Below are 23,418 nucleotides of genomic sequence, written 5' to 3' on the forward strand. Positions count from 1 at the left end.
ATCAACGTCAAACACCAAGAGAGCTTTCCTATGCAGCGGAACGGACGGCACAGACAGTGCAGGTTGGTTTACGGAATGACTAGACGGCCGTTCTTTCGTTCGCAGCAGATTTAGGCGAAAACGATGAAAAGAACTGAATAGTTTTGGGTGGAGACGATGAGAAACCCCAGAAGAGAAGACGCAATTTTCGCGTGAAGGCGAAAAGGGCTGCTTGGCTTTTGGTTTTTTTATCGTCTTTTTTTGGCGTATCGGAAATCGACGTTCAGGGAGGAATTCACTTTGGAGCAAGCGCAACTCCGGCATACGCCGGCCTTGACGGTTACAAAAAGACGAAGCGCGTTCGTTAGAGCGCTCCGCAAGCATTGGCAGCTTTATTTGCTGATAGCGCCCGTGGTCGTTTATTTTCTCGTTTTTCATTATTGGCCGATGTACGGGGTGCAGATCGCCTTCAAAAATTTCATCGCGACCAAAGGCATCTGGGGAAGCCCTTGGGTAGGCTTTAAGCACTTCGAGCGCTTCTTCGAAAGCTATTTTTTCTGGAGGCTTATCCGGAACACGCTTGGAATCAGCCTGTACGAGCTGGCCGTAGGTTTCCCCGTGCCGATTATTTTGGCGTTGATGATCAACGAGGTGCGTCTAAAAGGATACCGGAAATTCGTGCAGACGGTGACGTACGCGCCGCACTTCTTGTCGACCGTCGTAGTCGTCGGGATGGTGATGATGTTCCTGTCGCCGAACAGCGGTCTTGTCAACACGGCCATTAAAGCGCTCGGCGGCGAGCCGATCCCGTTCATGACGCAGCCCGAATGGTTCAAAACGATTTACGTGTTCTCCGGCGTTTGGCAGCAAATGGGCTGGAGCTCGATCATTTATTTGGCCGCGCTTGCCGGCATCGACCCGCAGCTTCACGAAGCGGCGAGGGTGGACGGAGCGTCCCGCATGCAGCGGATCTGGCATGTCAATTTGCCGGGCATTCGCCCGACGATCGTCATTTTGCTCATATTGAATATCGGCACGCTTATGGGCGTCGGCTTCGAGAAGGTGTTCCTCATGCAGAACTCGCTGAACAACGAGAGCTCGGACGTTATCTCGACTTACGTGTACCGGAGCGGCATTTTGGGGGCGCAGTACAGCTTTTCCGCAGCGGTGGGGCTGTTCAACTCGCTCGTCAATTTCATTTTGCTGCTGACGGTCAACCGGATCGCCAAAAAAGTCAATCAAGTCAGCCTGTGGTAAGGAGGAATTCGATGGAAACCCGAAGCTTAGGGGACAAATGGTTCGATGGCGTGAATATCGCGCTTCTCGCCATAGTCTCGCTGATCGTGCTATATCCGCTCGTGTTCGTCCTGAGCGCGTCCGTCAGCAATCCGGCGCATGTTCTGAACGGGGACATGTGGCTGCTGCCCAAGGATATAACCTGGAAGGGCTACAGCAAGGTGCTGGATAACAAGGAATTGCTGAACAGCTATGGCAACACGATTTTCTATACCGCGGCGGGAACCGCGATCAATCTGGTCATGACGGTCATGGCGGCTTACCCGCTGTCCAGGCGCGATTTCGCCGGACGCAACTTGATTATGGGATTGATGGTGTTCACGATGTTTTTCAGCGGCGGGCTCATCCCCAGCTACATGCTGGTCAAGCAGCTCGGCATGCTCAATACGTTCTGGGCGCTTATTATCCCGAGTGCGGTCTCGATCTGGAACATCATCATCATGCGGACGTTTTTCCAATCGAGCATTCCGAACGAAATTCAGGAGGCGGCTGCGATCGACGGCTGCTCCGATTGGCGGATTTTGTGGCGGATCGTGCTTCCGCTATCGATACCGATTTTGGCGGTGATGGTGCTGTTCTACAGCGTCGGCCACTGGAACGCGTATTTCAACGCGCTTATTTATTTGACCGACCGGGCCGCTTATCCGCTTCAGCTGATTTTGCGGGAAATTTTGATCCAGGGACAAATGGAGGAGATGGTCAGCATCGGCGACAGCTCGCACGCCCAGACGATCATGGACGAAGAGCTTGTCAAATACGCTGTCGTCGTCATCGCGAATTTGCCGATTCTGGTGCTTTACCCGCTGCTGCAAAAATATTTCGTCAAAGGCGTCATGATCGGAGCTATAAAGGGCTGACACCCTATAGCATATATCGCAACAAACATACGTAGGAGGAATCGACACCAATGAGATTCAAACAATGGACTGCACTATCCGTAAGCTCCGTCATGGCGATCAGCTTGCTCGCGGCATGCGGAAATACGAAGGATTCGGATACAGCTTCTACAGGCGCTCCCGACAAAGCGCCGCAAAACGTAAATGCAAGCGGCATGCCGATCGCGAAGGAGCCGATCGAGCTGACGTTTTTTACCGGACTTGCGGCGACGAACGGCAGCAACAAGTTCGAGGAAAGGCTCGTATGGAGCGAATATGCCAAGCAAACGAACGTCAAGGTCAACTTCCAGTTCATACCTTTCGAAAGCTTGACGGAGAAGCGCAATCTTGCGCTGGCCAACGGGGATTACCCGGACGCTTTTTATTCGGCAAGGGTGCCTGCGGCGGATCTGATGAAATACGGAAGCCAGGGCGTTTTTCTCAAGCTGAACGATTATTTGGATACGTATGCCCCGAATCTGAAGAAGCTGATGGACAAGCACCCGGACCTGCGCAAAGCGCTCACGATGCCGGACGGAAATATTTACTCGTTCCCGTCCTTCTATAGTCCGGAATTTCTCCCGATGCTGATCGGGACGCCGCTCTGGGTGAAGCAGGAATGGCTGGACAAGCTCAACATGAAGGAGCCGCAAACGACGGAGGAGCTGTACAATTATTTGAAGGCCGTCAAATCGACCGATCTGAACGGGAACGGACAGGCGGATGAAATTCCTTACAGCGGCACGGGCATCGGACCGCTTATGGACCAAATCATGGGAGCCTGGGGCGTCGGCACGCGCGGACTCGGGCATAAGCATGTCGATGTTGATCCGAAGACGAACGAGCTGCGTTTTTACCGTCTGAGCGATAACTTCAAGGGCGTCCTGGAATATGTTCGCAAGCTTTATGCGGAAGGCTTGATCGACAAGGACGTGTTTACGCAGAAGGGCAATGAGCTGTACGCCAAGGGAGGCAAAGGGGTGCTCGGCTCGACGATCAACCCGAATCCGAAGACGCAGTTCAACGGCGAAGGTTACTTCGGCTTAGGCGCGTTGAAAGGGCCGAACGGCGATCAGCTGTACACGCACATCAAAGTGCCGATGGTATGGCCGGGCGCGTTCGTCATCACGGACAAAAATAAAAATCCGGAAGCGACGATTCGTTGGATCGACAACTTTTACGGCGACGAAGGCGCGCAGTTCTACTTCATGGGCGTCGAAGGAGTCAGCTATACGAAAACGGCGGACGGCAAGCTCGAATACGTCGACGAAATCAAGAAAAATCCGGCCGGCCTGACGATGGACCAAGCGCTGACCAAGTACGTGACCTGGATGGGCGGCAGCTACCCGGGGTACGTGCAGGAGAAATATTTCAAAGGGTCGGAAACGCTGCCGGAATCGATCGAAGCGGGCAAAAAGGCGGAGCCGCACGCCATCAAGGAGCTCTGGTACAACTTCAACTTCACGGAGGAAGAGTCGGAGTTCATGAAGACCAAAGGCGGGGACATCCATACGTACATCGCGGAGATGGAAGCGAAGTTCGTTACCGGCGCGGCGTCGCTCGACGACTGGGACAAATACGTGACCACCGTCAAAAATATGGGCGTTGCCGAGTACTTGAAAGTGTATCAAGCGGCATATGACCGCTACAGCAAAAGCAAGTAAGAGCCGCAATAGTTGCTCGACTTCAAGATGATTGGGAATAACCGAAAAAAAGGGGGGCTGTTCTTTAGCCTCCCATCCATAGGGTGTTTTTGGACCTCTGCTTGCAAAAGAGGTCCTTTTTGGTCGTTTCAGCCTTAATTTTTCTTCGATATAATAGCTCACAAACGGGTGGCCGCTCGTCAAGTTTTCCGGTACCGGCTCGGCGAGACGCCCGTCCGATTTACAAAGGCTTCATAAAAGCTCTTCAATGTCGAATAACCGACTTCTTCGCCGATTCGCTGAATCGACCAGTTTTTATGACGCAATAGGTCCTTGGCTACTTCGATGCGGGTGTCCAGAAGCTTCTGCTTGAAGGTGGTATTGTAATATTTTTTCAGTATCCGATTCGTCTGCTTGACGCTCAGATTCAACTGCGAAGCGAGGCCGTCGAGCGTAATATGATGCTTGTATCCATTGAAGTAAATGTCGATGATGCGCGTTCGCAAGTCGTCAACCGGCTTATTGGGTAGTTCGTTCCGGGTTTCGGTATTTGGACGGATGGAGCGGACAAGACGAACAAGCATCTGAGTAAACAGGCTTTGAATATACGTATATCTTCCAGAGGAAGGGATTTCCAGTTCGCTGCGAATCGATTCGAAAAAGCGAGATATGCCCCCGTCGTCATTGAACTGGACGTAGCGGATATCGGACAGAACCTGAAAAATCTCGTCGCTTTCGATCCGGGAGGAGTAGCGGTCTTCGACCTTCGCATGGCTGAACATGAACTGCGTGTTGAACCGTGTGGTAGGGCTGCTTGGGTTATCCTGAATTTGATGGTAAACTCCGGGGCCTATCAGATGAACCGAACAAGGCTCAATCTGGAAAGACTGATGCTCCACGATCATCGTGCCCGACCCTGAAATGAAGTAATGCAATTCAAAAGCGAAATGGTTGTGCTTGTCCAACCGCTTGTCCACGGATACCGGCTCGAGCACCGAATCAAGCAGCAAATCAAACAATAAATATCCGATGCCGACTTTAATGTTCAGATGTTCATACCCCATATGAGGATCACTCCATTCCATGATGTCTTCATAGTACACCAATGGGAAGGGGGGCGGAAGCCGCTCGGACAAGAAAGCAGGACTACGCTCCAAGCTCGGCTGCCGACGCCGTTCTCCCTTGACCGTGCAGCGGCTAGTATATCCGCAATACCATTTACGATTTGGAAAGGAAGATGAAAGTTGAGTATCCATACTGGAAGAGAACCAATCGGTTATTGGCCTATGATAGAAAATGGCGAAGATGCCAGTAAGTATGGCCGTCACGGGAAGGCGGAAAATATTAAGTTTAATGAAAGCGCTGTCTTTGACGGCCGGCAATCGTTTATTGAGCTTCCGGCGCTTCAGGAAACGGATGGTTCCCGCCCGTTCAGTCTATCGCTGGAATTCAAAATTAATGATGCGGACGGGTTCCTTCCGGGCGGTCTTGTCAGCCGCTATTCGAGGGATACGATGAGCGGATGGCATCTTTCCGTGCTTACGCAAACGGGAGTGACTTCAACACAGTCCAATTGGCGGAATCTTCAATTCGGCTGGAGCAACCAAACGCCGAAGCATACGTGGAAGGATTGGGGAAGCCCGGGCAACGGCAGACTGGTTTGTACGTTATGCGTATACAATGAATCTCTGTATGCAGGCATTTTCGATGACGAGAAGGATCGTCTCGGTCATGTATACCGGCTTGATCAAGAAGCGGGTGAATGGACGGATTGCGGGCACCCGGATCAAAGCAACTCCGTCTGGTCGCTAGTTGAATGGAAGGGCAGGCTGTACGCGGGTACGATGCGTTACAAGGCGGCGGGATCCCTGCTTCCGGAGTCTCCGAATCAGGAGCCTGGCGGCAAGATTTATCGGTATGAGGGCGGGCGGGAGTGGTCGTTTTTCGCTGAACTGCCGGTTCCGGATTCGGACAGCGTAGGGTCTCTAACCGTCTATCAGGACCGATTGATTGCCATGTCTTATTATCCTCATGGGGTATTTGCCTATGACGAGGAGGGAGCGTGCCAAGCGCTCGGCGCTCCGGGGGCCGATCTGAGAACGATGACCGTGAGCGTTCACCAGGGTTATCTATACATCGGCTGCAATCAAAGCGGAGGGGTGTATCGCAGAACCTTGAATACGCCGTGGGAATATTGCGGGACAGCGCCTAAGGTTGACCAGGTTTATTGCTTCTCGACGTTTCATAACGAGCTGCTGATGGGCGTTTGGCATGAAGGGCGCATGCTGCGTTACGAAGGCGGAACGGAGTGGAGCGATTACGGCCTGATGGGCTCGGAAATGGAGGTTATGGGGATTTCCGTGCTGAACGGAAAGCTTTATGGAGGCACTTTGCCAAGCGGGCAAGTGTATGGCTTCAAAGGAGATCGTCAATGGGAGCTGCTTGCCGAGCTGGAGCCTCCGCATCCCGATATTAAATACCGCAGGGTGTGGTCGATGGCCGTTTTCAATGGAGGGCTGTACGCAGGCACGCTGCCGAGCGGAAAAGTATGGAGTCTGTACAACGATCCTCTCGCCACGTTTGATCATTCCTTGTCCGACGGATGGCATCAAGCAGCCATTTCGTACGATGGCAAGAAATTATCTTTATATCTCGACGACGAGCCGGTTTCTTCCGTCGACGTATCCAATGAGTGCGACTTCATTCCGAATACCGTGCCGATGGTAATCGGCTCCGGACCGCAAAGCGTATTTTCGGGGCAAATCCGGAATGTCAGGCTGTTTGATGCAGCGCTGGAAGGCGAAGAAAATTCAAGCAAGGGAGCCGGCGGCAAATGAACCCAAACAATTGCTTTTACTGCACGGAAGAGTATAAGGATTACATGAAAGAAGTGGCGATTCTAGCGCATTCCCGAGTATATCTCAATAATGAGCAGGAATATCCGGGTCGCTGTTATGTCGTTCTGGACATCCACAAGACGGAGCTGTTCCAACTGGATGACGAGAAACTGGCCGGGTATATGAAGGATGTTGCCAAAGTAGCCCAAGCGATACAGCATGTCTTCTCGCCCGATAAGATTAATTATGCGGTATATGGGGATATTGACTCTCATATTCACTTCCATCTTGTACCTAAGACACGCGCGGGAAAAATGTGGGGATGGCCTTTCGAGTTGACCGGAGAAGAAGGGAAGAAAAAATTTTTAACGGAAGAACAATATCAATCGATCATTGACAAACTTAAGGCGCATTTGTAAACAGCAAGCTAAAGGGGTGCATATAGAATGAGAACGTTTAGGGCAGGGATGTATGCAATCATAGCGGTTGTCGGATTGATCGTATTCGTTCTGGCAGGCTGTTCGAAGGACGCTTCCAATTCTCCGGCGAACACAAACGGAAGCCAGAGCGGCTCCGACACGAAGTCGAAGATTAAGCTGAAGCTCGTAGGACAAGGGTATTCCAACTTGACGAAAATTCCAGGCTTTGAGGATCGTACCGCAAATGTAGGAGACTATCTCCGGCTGATCGCAGACGAGTACACGAAACTGAATCCGCATGTCACCTTCGATGTGCTGTCGCTTAATGCGGCGGACGGAACGACGCAGCAGTTGGATGTGGAAATAGCAAGCGGCAAGCTGCCTAACGTATTGTTCGATTCGGAGGGCAGATCGGCCAAGTACCGCGGGATGGGATTAACGGCAGCGCTGGACGGCTATTTGTCTGCGGACGAACGTTCGGATTTCATTGCCGGTTCGCTCCCTGAGCGGGATTTGTGGCGGATACCCGTTTACACGACGCCTAAAGTGATGGCGATCAATAAGACACTGTTCGAGAAGGCGGGCTTGGTCAATCTGCTTCCCGATCCGAGCGTTCGCAAATGGACGACGGATGAATATGTAAAAGCATTAAAGGCGATAAACTCGCCTCCTAATGTGTATTCCACGATTCTGTTTGCCAAAACGCAAAGCGCCGCCGAATCGATTATGGGCTACTTATGGCCGTTCGGCGCGCAAATGTTTAACAGCCCGGATTTCAGTAAAGCGGCCTTGAATAGTCCTGAGGGCGTGAAAGGGACTCAATTTATTTTAAGTCTTCTCGATCAAGGTTTGGCGGTGCCTGCCCCCGCCGCGTTAACCGATGATGACATGTGGGCGCTGTTCGAGAAGCAGCAGCTGGCGATTGCGCCGGAGGTGCCTGTTTTTGAATCGATGGGCAAGGAGAAAGGGTTTGAGGTTTATTACGTTGCCTATCCCGCCCCTGCGGACAAGAAAAGCTCCCCGATGGGCGTGTTTACCGATAATCTGATCGTATTCGAGAACAAAGACCCGAAAGTCGTCGAGGAATCCGCCAAGTTTGCCAAATACGTTTCCGAGCAGTGGGGACCTATTCTCGCAGCCGCTCGCAATTCCTTCCCTCTAAGAAAGAGCCAGATGGATAAAATGAATCTTTCCGCCGAGCAGCAAGCCGTTTACAAGCTGATGAGCCAGGAAGGCATTATGAATATCGGCCAGGGACTAAGCCAGTATGCCGACATTAGAGAGCTCTACAAAAATATGAATCAAGCGTTATTTACCAAGCATCAAACGCCGGAAGAAGCATTGAAATGGTTTGAAGCCGAGGTTAACAAAATATTAACAAGGTAAAGAACTCCGTTCAGCGATTGTCCCTGGCATTCCATTCGAGCAACAGGGACAATCGCGCTTAGCAAGGAACTGTCCTCCAGGAGGGAATGCAATGGCGTATCTGGTCAGATTCGTTCGGATCATGGTAAAGGAGCGGTGGGCATATTATTTCATTTTGCCGGGATATGTGATCTTCCTTATCTTCAATTTCATACCGATGATCCGGACGTTCGTAATTAGCTTCTATGACTATAATTTGGTGAAGCAGACTTTTGTAGGATTTCGTAATTATACAGATCTGTTTGCGGATTCGGTCTTTCGCGCCAGCGTTATGAATTCCATTAAATTCGCCTTGATTATTACCCCGACCAGCACAGCGGTATCCTTATTGATTGCAGTAACCATCTTTCCCATGCGCAACTGGATGCAATCGATATTCAGAGGCGCCTTCTTCCTCCCGAATGTTGTAGGCGGAGTTATCGTTTCCGCTATTTGGCTCTGGATTTACCACCCGGTATACGGGATTCTCAATTATTTGCTTTCCCTTTTCGGGGCGGAGCCGGTTTATTGGCTGGCCAATGTATCGACTGCTCTCAATTCCGCCAGCTTTGTCGTATTAACATGGACGTGCGGAACGTTAATCATTATATTTGTGGCAGCACTCGGGACCATTTCGCCAACTCTATATGAGGCTGCGAAAATTGACGGCGCGTCGCCGGTACGGATTTTCTTCCGGATTACATTGCCGATGTTAAAGTCCATTACCGCCTTCGTTGTCATCACGCAGCTCATATTCAGCTTTCAGATCTGGGAAGTGGTGTATCTTCTGACTGACGGCGGTCCCTTTAACAGTACGACGACGCTCGTTTTCGATATGTACAAAAGAGCTTTTGTCCGCGGGGACTACGGCGGCGCTTCTGCAGAAGGGATGATTCTTGTTCTGATCATATCCGTGTTTGCTCTGCTTTCATGGTATTTGTTTTCGGAGAGAGGAGAGCGGGCATGAAGCGTATGTTATGGACAGGCCGGGCGGGCTTGATTGCGCTGGTCGCTTTATTCGCTATGGTATGTGTAGGACCTCTATATTGGATGGTTACAGGATCATTTAAACAAATGAAGTCAACCATGCAGGTGCCCCCGGAGCTGATTCCGCTTGCGCCGACGCTGGAAAACTATAAGACGTTGTTTAACGGAAGCTTTCCCGTCTTGTCATGGCTTATGAATAGCTTTGCGATTAGCGCGCTTACAACCGTATTTTGCATCCTTATTTGCACCATGATGGGTTATGCGTTCAGCAAAAAGAGCTTTCCGTTCAAATCCATCTTGTTCGTCTCCATTCTGATTACGATGATGCTCCCTAAGCAAGCTTCCTTAATTCCGCTATTTCTAACGGTGCTTAAGTTCGGATTGATGGATAATATATTCGGAGCGATTATACCGCTTGTCGTGTGGCCTTACGGCATTTTTATGATGCGGCAATTCATCCAGTCCATACCGAATGAGCTTCTGGAGTCGGCAAAAATTGACGGCGCATCGGAACCGGTGATTTTTACCCGGATCATTATTCCTTTGGTTAAACCGTCGATCACGGCGCTTGCCGTCATTATGTTTTTAACGGCGTGGAATGATTTTATGTGGCAATTGATCGTCCTTAAGGATATTCACTCGTGGACAATAAATATTGGCATTTCGGTCATATCCAGAAACCCGGTCGGTAATTCGCCAACCATCAATTACGGTTTAGCTATGGCAGGGGGGACGATCGGCGCGATTCCGCTGATGATTATATTCATCGCCTTGCAGAAGTATTTTGTAAAAGGATTAACGATGGGGGCGGTCAAAGAATAAGCCGGTGCCGGTACGGCGGCATAAAATTCCGAGGTTATAGCCGTCTTTAACAGACGAATAGGGAAGTCAAGCAGCCGCTCGAGCGAGAGTGGCTGTTTGTTGCTTAAATTGCGTTATAATAGTAAAGGAGGCACAACGCGTCGCCAGATGAGATTCACGGAACAACGAATAAAATTAACGTGCAAAGCGAGGAGATTCGAATGAGCGAAAATCAGCTGGCTACTTTTGCGGGCGGATGCTTTTGGTGTATGGTTACTCCTTTCGAGGAATGGCCGGGGATCGTGAAGGTCGTTTCCGGCTATACGGGCGGGCATGTGCCGAATCCTACTTACGAGCAGGTTTGCACCGATGAGACCGGTCATACGGAGGCCGTTCAAATAACGTTCGATCCTGCGAAAATAACGTATGAGAAGCTGTTGAACGTTTTTTGGCAGCAAATCGATCCGACGGATGCGGGCGGCCAGTTTCATGACAGGGGCTCGTCGTACCGTCCGGCGATTTTCGTTCATAGCGAGGAGCAGCGCGAGGCGGCTGAGGCTTCCAAACGCGAGCTTGGCGCAAGCGGGCGGTTCGATCGCCCGATCGTAACGGCTATCGAAACGGCGGGGCCTTTTTATGCGGCCGAGGAATACCATCAGGATTACCATAAGAAAAACCCGATCCGTTACAAAATGTACCGGAAGGGCTCGGGACGGGACGCTTTTTTGAAGAAGACGTGGAGTTTGGAGAAGGATCAAACGGCGCTCCGCCAAAGGCTTACGGCGCTCCAGTACGAGGTTACGCAGAACAGCGCGACGGAGCCGCCGTTCCGCAATGAGTTCTGGGATCATCACGGTGAAGGGCTGTACGTCGATATCGTTTCGGGCGAGCCGCTGTTCACCTCGCGGGACAAATTCGATTCGGGCTGCGGCTGGCCGAGCTTCACGAAGCCTGTGGCCGATGAGGCCGTGACGGAGGAGGTCGATCTGACCCATGGGATGGTTCGTACCGAGGTGCGAAGCAAAGACGCCGACTCCCACTTGGGGCATGTCTTCCATGACGGTCCCGGGCCAACCGGGCTGCGGTATTGCATCAACTCCGCGGCGCTGCGCTTCATCCCGAAGGAAGAGCTGGAGAAGGAAGGGTACGGCAAGTACTTGTCTTTGTTTTAGGAGCGATACGAAAAGAGAAAGCCGCTTGCTTCCTTGAGAAGAGCAAGCGGCTTTTGCGTGAGCCGCAAAGTCAAACCGTTTCCGGCTTGCTTTTGCGCTTCATCAACTGCTCGTTTTTTTCTGCGAAACGGTCATTGTGGGAAGAGACACCGCCCATCTCCGTGTCATTAGGGTCTAAATAAAGTTTAGCGCTGTTTACCGCTAATACGGCATCGTTAAACGCTCCTGCGATCAGACGAATCTTGCCTTCATTCGTTATGCAATCGCCGGCGCCGAAAATACCCGGCAAACTCGTGCACATTTTGGGGGACACGGAAACGCCGTATTCTTCCGTATCTAAGCCCCATTTCATAATCGGGCCGTAAAAGACGCGTTCAAAGCCGTGATTAACCAATACTTCGTCAACGTCATGCTCGATAATGCCGCCCGTTTCGACATGTTGGATGGAAACCCGCTCAATTTTATTTTGATTCCCGTGCAAACGCGAGACGACATAAGGCACGAAAGCTTTGGTCATTTGCTTCATGCGTTTTACGGAGGATTCGAATGCGCTAAAATCTTCCCGGCGATGCACCACGACGACTTCTTTGGCAATCGGCGCCATTTCGATTGCCCATTCCACCGCCGAATCCCCACCGCCCGAAATGAGGACGCGTTTATCCTTGAATCTGTTTAAATTTGTCACGGTATAATGCAGATTCGTAAGCTCGTAGCGGTCTGCGCCTTCGACTAGCAGCTTTTGAATGTGCGTAATACCGCGGCCTGCGGCTAAAATGACCGTTCGCGAATAGTGGCGTTCGCCGGTTTTGGAGGTCAGGATGAAAATGCCGTCATCGCGTTTTTCCATGCCGACGACCTCTTGTCCGAAAACGATCGTAGGGTCGAATGTTTTGGCTTGCTTCATTAATGCCTCAATAATTTCTTCGCACCGTACGGGCCCGATGCCTCCGACATCCCAAACCAATTTTTCGGGATAGGTGCGCATAAAGCCTCCGAGCTCCTGTTTGACCTCGATAATTTTCGTCTTCATCTCCCGCATGCCGCTATAAAAAGCGGAATACATGCCGGCAGGGCCGCCGCCGATAATCGTTACGTCATACAAGTCCATGGTTTCCGTATTCATATTAAGGCACCAGCTTTTCTACGAGATAATCAATAAATAAAGCGGAGCCGACTGGTCCTTCTCCTTGAATATAATCTTTGGTTTCCAGCGGATACACGCGTCCCGCTTTAACGGCTTCCATCGATTTCCATAACGGGCTGTTTTCCAGATCCTTCATCGATTGTTCGCTGCTGTAGTTTTGCAGAACACGCTTTTCGACAAAAATATGGTCCGCTTTAATTTCAGGTAACGTTTCTAACGAGACCGGCGTAAACCAATCTTTTGCATCGGCCAATTTTTCCGGGATTTTCAGGCCAAGCATATGATACATAATATCATTCCCGGGACCGAGGTCTTTGGCGCCAAGCGCGCGGTACTGTTTCGGTTCTACGCGTAGAACAAGAACCGTTTGCTCGCCGACCGCTTTTTGCAGTTTTTGTTTAGCCTCCGCAATTTTTTCGTTGAATTTGGCTAAGCTTTTTTCAGCCTCCGCTTCCTTGCCGAACATTTTCCCTATGGCCGGTAACGCCGCAGCCAAAGAACTGCCTATATCAATGGCCACAGTAGGGGCGATTTTCGTTAATGCCTCATATCGTTTGGCATCGGTAGAGCCCTGCGGTCCCACGATTAAATCAGGCGCCAAAGCAAGGATGCGTTCAAGATTTTCTTCATATTGCTGGACCTCAATCATTTCCACCTTATGCTTTTCAAACATCTTGAAACGGTATTCGGGCTCAATTTCTTTTACGATGAGCACTTTTTGCGGAATAATCCCGAGCTCAAGCATGCTTTCCGCCACACTCGTATTGGTTACAAGCATATTTTGGGGCTTTAGCGGAATCGTCACTTCGCCGTATGCATCGCGAACCGTTTTCGTTTTTGCTTCTTCCTTTGCGGAGGTTCCGGAGCAGGCGCTTAATAAAAGCGTAAAAACGAACAAAGGCACTAGGTGTTTCAGTAATCTAGGCATTCTTTTATCCCCTTTTCTTTGATAATGATTATCACTATCAGATGCTAGCAGATAAAAGAACGATGTTCCATAGAATATCGTGCGCATAAAGGGGGATTATTGTGCTGCTTGTTGCGTACTCGCAATAAATTGTTCGATTTTATCTAAAATAATCGGCTTGCCGAAAGCGCTGCAATTATTAATCCAAAGGCCCGTGTCCACATAGCAAACACGTTGATTTTTAACGGCGTCCAGTGCATGCCATTGCGTGCTGTCTTTTAATTTTTTCATACTGTCGTCGGAGCTGAAGTACTCCATCGTTCGTTGTTCGACAAACAAAAATGCGGGGTTAACGGCCAACAACTGATCGAGCGTGCAGGAATGGAAGCCCCGTTTATCCCCTTGAAGCTGAGGAGGCATTGCAAATCCAAGCTCCTGATACAGCAATTTCGAAACGCTGCTTGACAGCTCGCCCAAATAGCGATAACCGAACGACTCGACGCGTAAATAGAGAGCCGTCGCATGTTCAGGCAGACGTGGATGAATATGATTTTTAACATGCTCGGTTTTATTTTGCAGCGTATGGATTAAATGAGCGGCTTCCGAGCCGCGTTGAAGGAGCTTGCCCAAATAACGGATCAGCGCGTAAAGATCATGAGGCAATCCCGTGAGCACAGGCGCGATTGCCCGTAAGCCTTGTTTGGACGGTTCCGACAAATTTTCGCCAATGATCAAATGAGGCGACCGCCGCCGGATATCTTCAACGTTCAAAACATATTGCGGCATAGCCAATAGGGCAATCTGTTCGGATTTGAAAAGCTCATGCTGATAGGCCGGCATGATGCTGGAAGCGACAACGACGCTATCCGGACGAATCCCTAACGCAATCGCGATTTCAGCGTGCGAAGCGGAGGTAAAGCATAGGTTTCGCCGGTGCAGCGTTGCGGCATAATGTTTGGGCGAGACGCCTACGACGGCCTTAAAGCGGCGGCTGAAATAGTGCGCATCTTCAAATCCTACCTGTCTTGAAATATCTTGAGAAAGCGCCGAAGTGGTCAGCAAGGCTTCTTGCGCGCGAAAAATACGATAATCCGTTAAAAAATCGGAAGGCGATTTACCGTAAAGCTCCGTGAATTTCCGGCTATAATGCCATTTACTGATACCGGCAATCGCGGCCAGTTGTTCTCTTGTAATGTTTTCATTGTAATGCTCTTGAATAAATAAAACGGATTTCTGCAGGCGTTGGGCCGGCAGCAGCGATGCGGTATCATCGGTTTGATAAAATAATCGCAACAAATCGTAAACGATCGCTTGCTGCCGGATGATTTCGCTTTGCGACAGCTGTTTGACGGATTCATGCAAAGAAAGTCTCAGTGCTGCCATAGCGGCATCGGCCACTTGCAAGGTCTGATAGCCTTTGGGGTTTTTGGCCTGCCAGTCGAAGGGGGAATGATCATTTGTATCGTAAGTATCGAAGTAAATCAAGCAGCCGGCAAAATCCAACGTTCCCTGGTTTTCGATGCGGATCGCGGAGTTTTTTTCAACTGCGAGCAGACTGCCTGCGCCGATCCGCTGCTTATGCCCATTAATATGCCATAATGCTTGCCCGTCCGTGACGACAATGATCGCATTGTAAACTAAAGGCTGTTTACTATTTTGTGAAAGCCACTCTGTCAAGTGATGGCTTTCTTTCCACTGAGCCAGCCAATATGCAGGAGATTGTGTCATAGTTTCACCCCGTCATTTTGAGAAGGATATACCATGATGGTACACCATCGGGTGACATGCTCCCACCACTTATAGAAGTGGGGGCTTCCCAGGACCTACCTGCTATCGCAGTTATCCTTACTGGGCTATCCCCGCCAGCCCGGCGGTTCTCTCTTACTCTATGCTAGTCCTAACAGGCTCAACCCTTCGACTCGTATGTTTCCGGCTGCATTCTCATCCCTTTGATGGATACTGCCGCAGCCCTCACATACCCAGACACGTTCCTTCAGCGTCAATGTCTTGTTGATCTTGCCGCATGATCCGCACCGTTTGCTGGATGGAAACCATTTGTCGATCCGAACAAGACGCTTTCCTCGCTCGGCCAGTTTGTAGCCCAGGAACGTCCTGAACAGCCCATTCCCGTTATCCATCGTTGCTTTTCCGAGAGATAACGCTTGCGACATGGCTTTCATATTCAGGTCTTCCACCACGACAGCCTCCCAGGCTTCGGCTAGCTGCCTGCTCAATTTGTGCAGGAAATCTTTCCGCTGATTGGATACTTTCTCATGGAGACGGGCGACCCGCAGCTTTTGTTTATGCCAGTTGGAGCCGCCCTTTTTTCTTCGGGAGAGCACCCGCTGTTCGTTCTTCAGCCGAGTCTCCATTTTGCGGAAGTACTTCGGATAATTTGCGGCTGCATTCGTGTGGTCGATGTAGACCCCTTCGAGCTATAGTCTAATCCCAAAACCTTGTCAGGCTGGGGGACGATCGGTTTTACATCGATCTCGTAATGGGTCAGGATGGCGATGTGATAGCTTCCGCTAGAACTGCGGCTGATCGTGGCCGATTTGATCGTATGGCCATTCGGAATTTGGCGATGGAGCTTGATCCGGATCTCGCCGAGCTTCGGGATGCGGACATGCTTGCGATCGGCCGTGATACGTATGGTGCCCTTCTGATTGTTCGTCGTGTAGCTCTGCACCGGATTTTTCCGGCTCTTGAACTTCGGATACCCGTTACGCTTGTCTCGAAAGAAACGGTGGAAGGCCGACTTTAGGTTCAACTCCGCATTGCATAAGGCAAGGCTGTCTACTTCGCGAAGCCAGGGGAACGCCGTCTTGAATGCTGCCGGTGTCCGGTACTTTTGCCGATTCGGTCGTTCGGCATCCGCTTGATCGCATCCGGACTTGTCCTTACGTTCCGCCAGCATCTGATTGTAGAGAAACCGGACGCAGCCAAATGTTTGACGAATCATCGATTCTTGCTCAGATGTAGGATAGATGCGGAGCCGATAAGCCTTATTCATCCCCTCACCCCCATAAGCAGATTATACCACAAATAAGGGAATGTACGTTCCTATTTTTTGGCAAACCACATAACGAAATGCACCGATTCATCCCCCACCTACACGCTCACTACGTGAGTATGGTAGTAGAGGTCGGGGACTTCTCGGCTCTTAAGTTAAAAGTTTGTCTAACCCTGTACGGATGTACTAGTGAAAAATAGGGGGAAACCTTCGCCTGACCTTATTTCCAAGGGTAAAAACCATATGCAGATTAGTGGAGCTTGCTGGCGCCCTTTTTTGCCTGAAGTCCGATTTTGCCCGCCTGGAGGGAGAAGGAGAGCATAGTCTTGAGCTGGAGTCCGGTTTTGTCGGCTTGGAAGGGGGAATTTCGCTCGCAGATTGTAAAAACGTCTCTGTAAGCGGGTATCGGACTGGAGAGGCATACGAGGGCGATGTCTCTGCTCCAATTGGGCGAAATCGAACTGCGGGAACGGCTAACCTGACAATTGGGAGAAGGAACTGTTATTTTCCAGTAGTTGGAGCGAGATGGTTGTGCCTTTTCGCATACGTTCGCCGAAAACCCTATTGATGAAGCAAATGTGAATGATTATTCATTCACGTTCGCCAAGAACCTGCAGCGGGAACAAATGTATGTGATATTTCATATATATTGCTCGAAAACCTTGGTCAGGAGCTAATTATACTCGGTTTTTCGCATACGTTCGCCAAGAATGCTACGAATGGAGCAGAATGAATATGATTTTTCATATACAGCTGAATGGGGTGTGCAAAAAAATCGGAGGCCGATGCCTCCGATTTTTAAGCGCGTATGGATAGGTGTTACTTGGACTGAAGCAGCTCGACCAACTGTTGTCCGGCATTCATGCCGCCGCCGAACCCACCGAACCCTCCGCGTCCGCCTTGTCCGCCGCCCGGGGCACCCTGCTGGCCCTGTCCGTCGCCTGGAGCGCCTTGCGGGTTTTGTCCGCCTTGCCCGCCCGGTCCCTCGCCAGGCGCACCTTGCATACGCCCGCCGCCTTGTCCGCGGGGAGCGCCTTGCCCGTCCTGCCCGCCCGGAGCGCCTTGCCCGTTTGGTCCGCCTTGTCTGCCCTGGCTGAGCCGTTCCTGCATCTGGGCTTCGCTATCCTCCAGGTACTTTTTCTGCTCGGCCGTCAGCTTCTCGGTAAGTTTGGCCTTGTTGTCAGCGGACAGCTCATTGTTCGTTATGCTTTCCTGCACGATCGGCAGCAGCTGCTCCGCCTGATCCTTGGCGATTGCGAGCCCTTCCGTCTTGTCCATTGCAATAAGCGTTTGGAACGAAAGGTTCATCTGCATCATGCCCTGGTTCATCGCCGGGCGTTCACCGCCCTGCCGCTGTCCTTGGCTTGCATTCGCGTCCGGACTGGAGCTAGCCTGCGCAGGGCTTTCTTCCGCCGGCTTTGCGCCGCAGCCTGTCAAGAGCAAGGCGAGCAGGGCCCCGGTGCCTATGATTTGCTTGGTATTCATATTTTATCGACTCCTCTTGGAATGATGACCGTCGCTTTTGGACTCGGTTCTCATTGTAGGGAGTGAATATTAAAGGGAACTTAAATTTTGGTTAGAATTTGCATAAACTTGAGCCCCTCACCTGGCGCCAAACCTGATGCCCCCGAGGCTTCAGGTCGGTCTCTCTTCCCGGAACCGCTGCGGGGACACGCCTTCGATCTTCTTGAAAATGCGGCTGAAATAAAAAGGATCCGCATATCCGACGTCTTTGGCGATTTCTTGGACACTTTTGGCCGTATTATGCAGCAGGTGCTTGGCGCGTTGGATTCGAAGCTGCTGGATGTAATGGGAGATCGACGTCCCGGCGTACCTTTTGAAAACTTGGCATAAATACTCGTATTTCCGGTTCGCCGCGCGCTCCAGCGTTTCTTTGGAAATATCGGTTAAATAGGAGTTGTTCAAATCGTTGACGAGGTTGCGGAACGTGATGTATGAAATCGGAAACGCGGTGTCGAGATGGCTGCGCTCGAGAAAATCGTCGGCAATGAGCCGCAGCATTTCCGCCAGCAGGAGCGTAGCGTGAAAACGGAAATACCCTTCGGGCCGGTTCATCGTTTCCACGAGGTTTTCGAACAAACCGAGCAGCTTGTACCGCTGTTGGATGCGAAAGAGCCGGGGGACGATCAGCTGATCCTCATGTCGGATGTCGACGGTCCGCAGCTCGGTACGCTCTGCATGGACGATATTTAGCTCTGCTGCCCGGCTAAGCGCAAATTCGTCCAGCCCCGGCTCGCACGAAAACTGCACCCAATAAAACTTCCCCTCGCGGCCGTCGGTCCCCCAGCCGGAATGCGTCTCCCAAGGCTTCAGCAGCACGGATTCGCCGGTTTGCAGGGTCATTCGAGAGTCCCCCGCCTGCAGATGTACGGTGCCTTCGGCTACCAGGATCAATTCATAGTACGGATTGTAATGATCGTTCGCAAAGCCTTCCTGATTCGCGTCGAACAGATCGGCCCACTTTACGTCCAGTACGGATAAGCGCGACAACGAATAGTACATGGATGACTGCCCCCAATGTTTTTTCTTAAAAAAACGAATTTTCGTTCATGGCGCTGCGCCGTAAGCCGTCCCTATAATCGAGTCAGGTTGATTATATCACAAACGATGGAGGCTTCCGCATGGGCATGAGCATATTAAACGAACAAGATTATTACCGGATCGTGTATGGGGGATGGCTCGGCAAAAATATAGGGGGAACGCTCGGCGCGCCGGTCGAGGGGAAGAAGGAGCTGCTCGATTTGACCTTCTATCCGGAGCTGCCGGACGGTCCTCTGGAGAACGACGACTTGGATTTGCAGCTCGTTTGGCTGCATGCGCTGGAGCAGTACGGGCCTGGACTGACTGCTCGCGAGCTCGGCAAGGAGTGGATGGAGCATGTTTTTTTTCCGTTCGACGAATACGGATATGCGCTTTCCAACCTCCGCAGAGGACTTATTCCGCCGGTAGCGGGCTCGTTTAATAATCCGTTCGCGGACTGCATGGGCTCGCCGATCCGTTCCGAGATATGGGCGATGACGGCCCCCGGAGCGCCCGAGCGCGCGGCCTATTACGCCTATCAGGACGCCATCGTCGATCATGCGGGCGGGGAAGGCGTTTACGGCGAAATGTTTTTTGCCGCGATCGAGAGCGCGGTGTTCTTCGAAACCGACCGCGATCGTCTGATCGAAATCGGCATGTGTTATATCCCGGCCGACTGCCGCACTGCCAAAGCGCTGCGTGACTTGATCCGCTGGCATCAAGAGGGCCAAAGCTGGACGGAAGCGCGCGAGCTCATTCTGGAGCATCACGGCAGCGACAATTTCACCGACGCGCCGCAAAATATCGCGTTCACGATTCTCGGCTGGCTGTACGGCGAAAATTTCGAGGACGCGATATTAAAGGCCGTTAACTGCGGCTACGATACGGACTGCACGGCGGCTACGCTGGCGGCCATTCTCGGCATGATCCTCGGACCGGAGGGGCTGCCGGATAAATGGGTGAAGCCGGTTGGCGACAGAGTCGTGGTCAGCCCGCCGATCAAGGGCTTCCCGGCGCCGAAAAACCTCGACGAGCTGACGCGCCGAACCATCCGCATGGGCAAGCAAATACTGGCCGCGTGGGATACGGACATCGTCGTGCTTGCCGACCGGCCGACGGCTTGGAGCGATCGCGGGGCGCAAGAGCATGCCGTACGGGAGCTTTGGGACCGGACGGCGACCGCAAACCTGTATTTACTGCCGCAAGGAACGATGCGCGACGCCGATCTAGAGCTGGTGATCGAGTATGGAGCAGAAGGCCCTGCAATCGGAGCCGGCGGGAAGAAGCTGCTTTCGGTTAAGCTGACGAACCGTTCGACGGTACCGCTTATGGGCGCTTTGGCGCTCGAATTGCCGGAGGGCTGGGAAAGCTCTTCGCCGCTTCGGGTTAGCCTGCAGCCGGGCGATTCGACGGAATGGGAGGCGGAAGTTCAAGCCTCCGCGGCACCGGCTTCGTATCACGAGCTGGCGATAAGCTGGACGCGGCTTCACGACGGCTCGGTCTGGTCGGTGGAGAAGGTGCCGTTCACGCTCATCGGCGCGTCGCGTTGGACGGTTCGGGGTCCTGCCGGCGGCGAAGGCGTTCCGGTCGATTTCCCGGGCAACCGGCTGGATTGGGGGAAGGCGCTTGGAAACGCCGGGACGGGGACATACCGTGCCGAGACGTCGATGTTCCTGCCGTCCGATCGGAACATCCGGCTGATCGCGGCGGCGAACGGACCGGTTTCGATGAAGCTGAACGGCGAAACCGTCGTCGATTGCAAAGAAACGCTGGAATTCATGCCGGCTTACCACCGTGCTCCAGGCCAACAGCTGACGGAGTTGAGGCTAACCGCAGGGACGCATAAAATCGAGGTGGAGGCGTACGGCGACGCCGATTCCTTGCAGGTATTCGTCCTGCCTGTTTCCCAGCGGGAAACGGAGCAGCCGGGGCCGTTCTATTTTTACACGGACGTTATATTCGGCTCGTAGGGGAATCGGCAGCCGAATTTCATACGAACACCGAAGCAGCCGTCCCAAAGCGATCGCATGACATAGGAAGATCCCTATTTACAGACGAAGGACCTCGACTTCCGCTTCATAGCGGAGGCTGAGGTCCTTTTATCCAACAATTTCGTGAGGTATACGAACCGTCCGGATATCCGCCCCCGAGAAGCGCCCGCTAAAACCGCCCGGATCGGAAAATGGCGTAGAACATCCATAAGAACAGAACCGATGCGATGCCGAAGCCGATCTCGATTACAGGGTTTCTCCACAGCTCGTTGTTTTCGTTTCCCAATGACGAGCCGATCATGAGCCCGACCATGATGATGCTGAACGCCAGCAAAATAATGCTGAAGGACAGGCGGTTGCTGATGCGGTCCATTTTTTTCAATATCGCGTCCATATCCGGGGCCGTTATTTCCAGTCCGATTTTCCCCTTGCGGAAAAACGCCATCAATTCGTTAAACCGCATAGGAATGTCCGATACGATGTCCAAATAATCGGGGAGGCTGTGGAGCCATTTCCTTGCCGCTTCCCGCGGGTCCAATCGTTTGAACAGCAGCCGCCGGCCGAAAGGCTCCGCTACGGCGAACACGCTGAACGACGAATCGAGCGCGGTCACTACGCCTTCCATCGTCAGAAGAGCTTTGCCCAGCAGCGTCAATTCCGCGGGGATGCGGATCTTGTGGCGGAACGCCAGCGCAAACAGATCGTTAACGGCCTCGCCCAAGCTCACTTGGCTGAGAGGGACTTTATAATATTTTTCCCGGACCTTGTCCACGTCTTTCCGCAGTGCGCGCATATCGATTTGCTCTGGAATAAGCCCCATGTTGAACACTGCGCGGATGATTCCGTTCGTGCTTTGATTCCGGAGCGCGATGACGAGTGACGCGACATGCATTTTCATATCCGGCGACAGCCGTCCGACCATGCCGAAGTCGAGAAGAATCAGTCTTCCGTCAGGCTGCACGAGCACGTTGCCTGGATGGGGATCGCCGTGAAAGAAGCCCGCAGCCAATATTTGATGAAAAATGGCGTGGGCAAACCGCTCGGCGATTTGCTTCAAATCATGACCGGCTTCCTCCAGCTTTTCGCGGTCGGAGCATTTGATGCCTTCGACAAACTCCATCGTCAGGACGCGGCTGGTCGAATAATGCCAATAAACCTGCGGGATCCGGATATGATCGAGCTGCCTGCACTGCTCGGCGAATTTTTCCGCATTCCGCGCTTCGGCGCCGTAGTTCAGCTCTTCTTTGAGCGCTCTGGCAATCTCGTCGATGACGTCCCGAAGCCGGTATTGGCGCGCCCACCCCATCCGGCTCTCCATCAATCGCGACAGCTCGGCCAAAATATCGAGATCGGTTTCTATGAGCTTCTCGATGCGGGGACGCTGCACTTTGACCGCTACGATATCGCCCGAGTGCAGGACGGCGCGGTAAACTTGGCCGATGGAGGCCGAAGCCAACGGTTTTGTGCCGAATTCGGCAAACAGCTCGCCGATCGTTCCGCCGAGCTCCGCTTCGATGATATCCTCAGCCTCCCCGTAAGAAAACGCAGGAACGCTGTCTTGCAGCCGCGCCAATTCCGCTACGATGTCGGCGGGGATGAGATCCGGTCTCGTGCTGGCGATTTGGCCCAGCTTGACGAACGTGGGACCCAGCTCCTCCAGGAGCAGCCGAATCCGCTCGCCGAGCGATTGATGGTGCCGGTCCGCATGATGGCCGACCCTCATAAAAGGAAAGCTGTCCTGAAAGCCGAGTTCTCTGGCTACATAGCCGAAGCCGTTGCGGACAAAGGCAACGGCGATTTCCCTGTATCTTTTCAGATGCCGAAGCTTTTGGCCGACACGCAGCATATGCTTTTTCCTCCTCGTCAAGGGATTCGGCGAATGTATGCAGGCTATACGCTTGGCGCTTTACACGCCCTGCGGACCCTCCGGCAGCTCGAGATCGCGCGTTTCGGCCGTCTGCGGGCTCGTTTGGCGCTCCAATGCGTCCAGCCGTTTTTCCAGCCGTTCGATGTCCTCCTTCGTCGCCACGCGAAGCTCGCGCAAGGCAGCTTGCACGCGCTCCGACACCATCGTTTCGACTTTATGGCGCGCTTCCTCCCCTTTGGCCACAAGCCGGTTGATGTAATCCGGCGATTCTTTCCGCGTCATTTCTCCTCTTTTGACAAGCTCGTCAACGAGCTTTTCGACTTGTTCCTTGCTTGTCGCCGCTAATCCGAATCCGAGCGATAGCGCTTTGTCGATCATATCTCTCATGTTTTGCCACTCTCCTTGAGCCCATTGTGCGCCTTTTTTCCTTGGCATGCTCTTGGTAGGTAGTCTTTAGTGGAAAACGGTTCCTTATTCATAAGTTTGGGAATATGGCGCGAAAGCGGAACGTAAGGCTCTTCAAATTCGTCTATATAGTGGGA

Annotated in this window: 18 protein-coding genes and 1 pseudogene; 10 read left to right on the forward strand and 9 right to left on the reverse strand. The window is 52.2% G+C overall.

Annotated elements, in window-relative coordinates; genetic code table 11:
* The first annotated feature begins 312 nt into the window (after positions 1-312).
* The 3 genes from DQG23_RS30490 to DQG23_RS30500 are packed head-to-tail and all read left to right on the forward strand — an operon-like array spanning position 313 to position 3,814.
* Entirely contained in the window at positions 313-1,236 is a 924-nt protein-coding gene (locus tag DQG23_RS30490) for an ABC transporter permease (RefSeq protein ID WP_238178121.1), read from the forward strand.
* 11 nt (positions 1,237-1,247) lie between these two features.
* Positions 1,248-2,132, forward strand: a complete 885-nt coding sequence (locus DQG23_RS30495; RefSeq protein ID WP_113034820.1) for a carbohydrate ABC transporter permease — start codon at positions 1,248-1,250, stop codon at positions 2,130-2,132.
* Positions 2,133-2,182: 50 nt separating this feature from the next.
* Positions 2,183-3,814 carry an extracellular solute-binding protein gene (locus tag DQG23_RS30500; protein ID WP_113034821.1) on the forward strand — a complete coding sequence of 544 codons (1,632 nt, stop codon included), beginning with the start codon at positions 2,183-2,185 and terminating at the stop codon, positions 3,812-3,814.
* A 179-nt stretch (positions 3,815-3,993) separates the two neighbouring features.
* On the opposite strand, the gene DQG23_RS30505 is transcribed toward DQG23_RS30500, so the two are convergent.
* Entirely contained in the window at positions 3,994-4,857 is an 864-nt protein-coding gene (locus DQG23_RS30505) for a helix-turn-helix transcriptional regulator (protein WP_158560776.1), read from the reverse strand.
* Positions 4,858-5,037: 180 nt separating this feature from the next.
* Here DQG23_RS30505 and DQG23_RS30510 point away from each other — a divergent pair, with 180 nt between their 5' ends.
* The 6 genes from DQG23_RS30510 to msrA all read left to right on the forward strand — a co-directional run bounded on the left by DQG23_RS30510 (position 5,038) and on the right by msrA (position 11,413).
* The gene (locus tag DQG23_RS30510) at positions 5,038-6,630 is read left to right on the forward strand and encodes a LamG-like jellyroll fold domain-containing protein (protein WP_146762412.1); all 1,593 of its coding nucleotides are present in this window, start codon (positions 5,038-5,040) and stop codon (positions 6,628-6,630) included.
* Positions 6,627-7,049: an HIT family protein gene (locus DQG23_RS30515; protein ID WP_113034824.1), complete on the forward strand. Its 423-nt coding sequence runs from the start codon at positions 6,627-6,629 to the stop codon at positions 7,047-7,049. Before DQG23_RS30510 ends, DQG23_RS30515 begins: the two co-directional genes overlap by 4 nt.
* A 27-nt stretch (positions 7,050-7,076) precedes the next feature.
* Positions 7,077-8,435: an ABC transporter substrate-binding protein gene (locus tag DQG23_RS30520; protein ID WP_113034825.1), complete on the forward strand. Its 1,359-nt coding sequence runs from the start codon at positions 7,077-7,079 to the stop codon at positions 8,433-8,435.
* 91 nt (positions 8,436-8,526) lie between these two features.
* Positions 8,527-9,420: a carbohydrate ABC transporter permease gene (locus tag DQG23_RS30525; protein ID WP_113034826.1), complete on the forward strand. Its 894-nt coding sequence runs from the start codon at positions 8,527-8,529 to the stop codon at positions 9,418-9,420.
* On the forward strand, positions 9,417-10,262 hold the full coding sequence (locus DQG23_RS30530; RefSeq protein WP_158560777.1) for a carbohydrate ABC transporter permease: 846 nt from the start codon (positions 9,417-9,419) through the stop codon (positions 10,260-10,262). The genes DQG23_RS30525 and DQG23_RS30530 overlap by 4 nt, the downstream gene beginning before the upstream one ends.
* 200 nt (positions 10,263-10,462) lie before the next feature.
* Positions 10,463-11,413 carry a peptide-methionine (S)-S-oxide reductase MsrA gene (msrA, locus tag DQG23_RS30535; protein WP_113034828.1) on the forward strand — a complete coding sequence of 317 codons (951 nt, stop codon included), beginning with the start codon at positions 10,463-10,465 and terminating at the stop codon, positions 11,411-11,413.
* 70 nt (positions 11,414-11,483) lie between these two features.
* Here msrA and DQG23_RS30540 read toward each other — a convergent pair whose 3' ends face one another.
* The 6 genes and pseudogenes from DQG23_RS30540 to DQG23_RS30565 all read right to left on the reverse strand — a co-directional run bounded on the left by DQG23_RS30540 (position 11,484) and on the right by DQG23_RS30565 (position 19,000).
* Positions 11,484-12,536 (reverse strand): NAD(P)/FAD-dependent oxidoreductase, encoded by a 1,053-nt coding sequence (locus tag DQG23_RS30540; RefSeq protein WP_113034829.1) that lies wholly within the window; start codon positions 12,534-12,536, stop codon positions 11,484-11,486.
* Between the two features lies 1 nt (position 12,537).
* The gene (locus tag DQG23_RS30545) at positions 12,538-13,485 is read right to left on the reverse strand and encodes an ABC transporter substrate-binding protein (RefSeq protein ID WP_158560778.1); all 948 of its coding nucleotides are present in this window, start codon (positions 13,483-13,485) and stop codon (positions 12,538-12,540) included.
* Positions 13,486-13,581: 96 nt separating this feature from the next.
* The gene (locus tag DQG23_RS30550; RefSeq protein ID WP_113034831.1) at positions 13,582-15,192 is read right to left on the reverse strand and encodes a helix-turn-helix domain-containing protein; all 1,611 of its coding nucleotides are present in this window, start codon (positions 15,190-15,192) and stop codon (positions 13,582-13,584) included.
* A 158-nt stretch (positions 15,193-15,350) separates the two neighbouring features.
* Positions 15,351-16,477 (reverse strand): annotated as a pseudogene (locus DQG23_RS30555) (RNA-guided endonuclease TnpB family protein).
* An 819-nt stretch (positions 16,478-17,296) separates the two neighbouring features.
* Positions 17,297-17,962, reverse strand: coding sequence for a hypothetical protein (locus tag DQG23_RS42650; RefSeq protein ID WP_192894656.1), 666 nt, complete (start codon positions 17,960-17,962; stop codon positions 17,297-17,299).
* 150 nt (positions 17,963-18,112) lie between these two features.
* Complete coding sequence (locus DQG23_RS30565) at positions 18,113-19,000, reverse strand: helix-turn-helix domain-containing protein (protein WP_113034832.1); 888 nt, start codon at positions 18,998-19,000, stop codon at positions 18,113-18,115.
* Positions 19,001-19,119: 119 nt separating this feature from the next.
* Here DQG23_RS30565 and DQG23_RS30570 point away from each other — a divergent pair, with 119 nt between their 5' ends.
* On the forward strand, positions 19,120-20,988 hold the full coding sequence (locus DQG23_RS30570; protein WP_113034833.1) for an ADP-ribosylglycohydrolase family protein: 1,869 nt from the start codon (positions 19,120-19,122) through the stop codon (positions 20,986-20,988).
* Between the two features lie 190 nt (positions 20,989-21,178).
* On the opposite strand, the gene DQG23_RS30575 is transcribed toward DQG23_RS30570, so the two are convergent.
* Together DQG23_RS30575 and DQG23_RS30580 are read right to left on the reverse strand one after the other, a co-directional pair.
* Positions 21,179-22,855 carry an ABC1 kinase family protein gene (locus DQG23_RS30575; protein WP_113034834.1) on the reverse strand — a complete coding sequence of 559 codons (1,677 nt, stop codon included), beginning with the start codon at positions 22,853-22,855 and terminating at the stop codon, positions 21,179-21,181.
* A 60-nt stretch (positions 22,856-22,915) separates the two neighbouring features.
* Positions 22,916-23,263, reverse strand: a complete 348-nt coding sequence (locus tag DQG23_RS30580) for a phasin family protein (protein ID WP_113034835.1) — start codon at positions 23,261-23,263, stop codon at positions 22,916-22,918.
* Positions 23,264-23,418 lie beyond the last annotated feature (155 nt).

This window comes from Paenibacillus contaminans (assembly GCF_003285015.1).
In the GTDB taxonomy this organism is placed as follows: domain Bacteria; phylum Bacillota; class Bacilli; order Paenibacillales; family NBRC-103111; genus Paenibacillus_V; species Paenibacillus_V contaminans.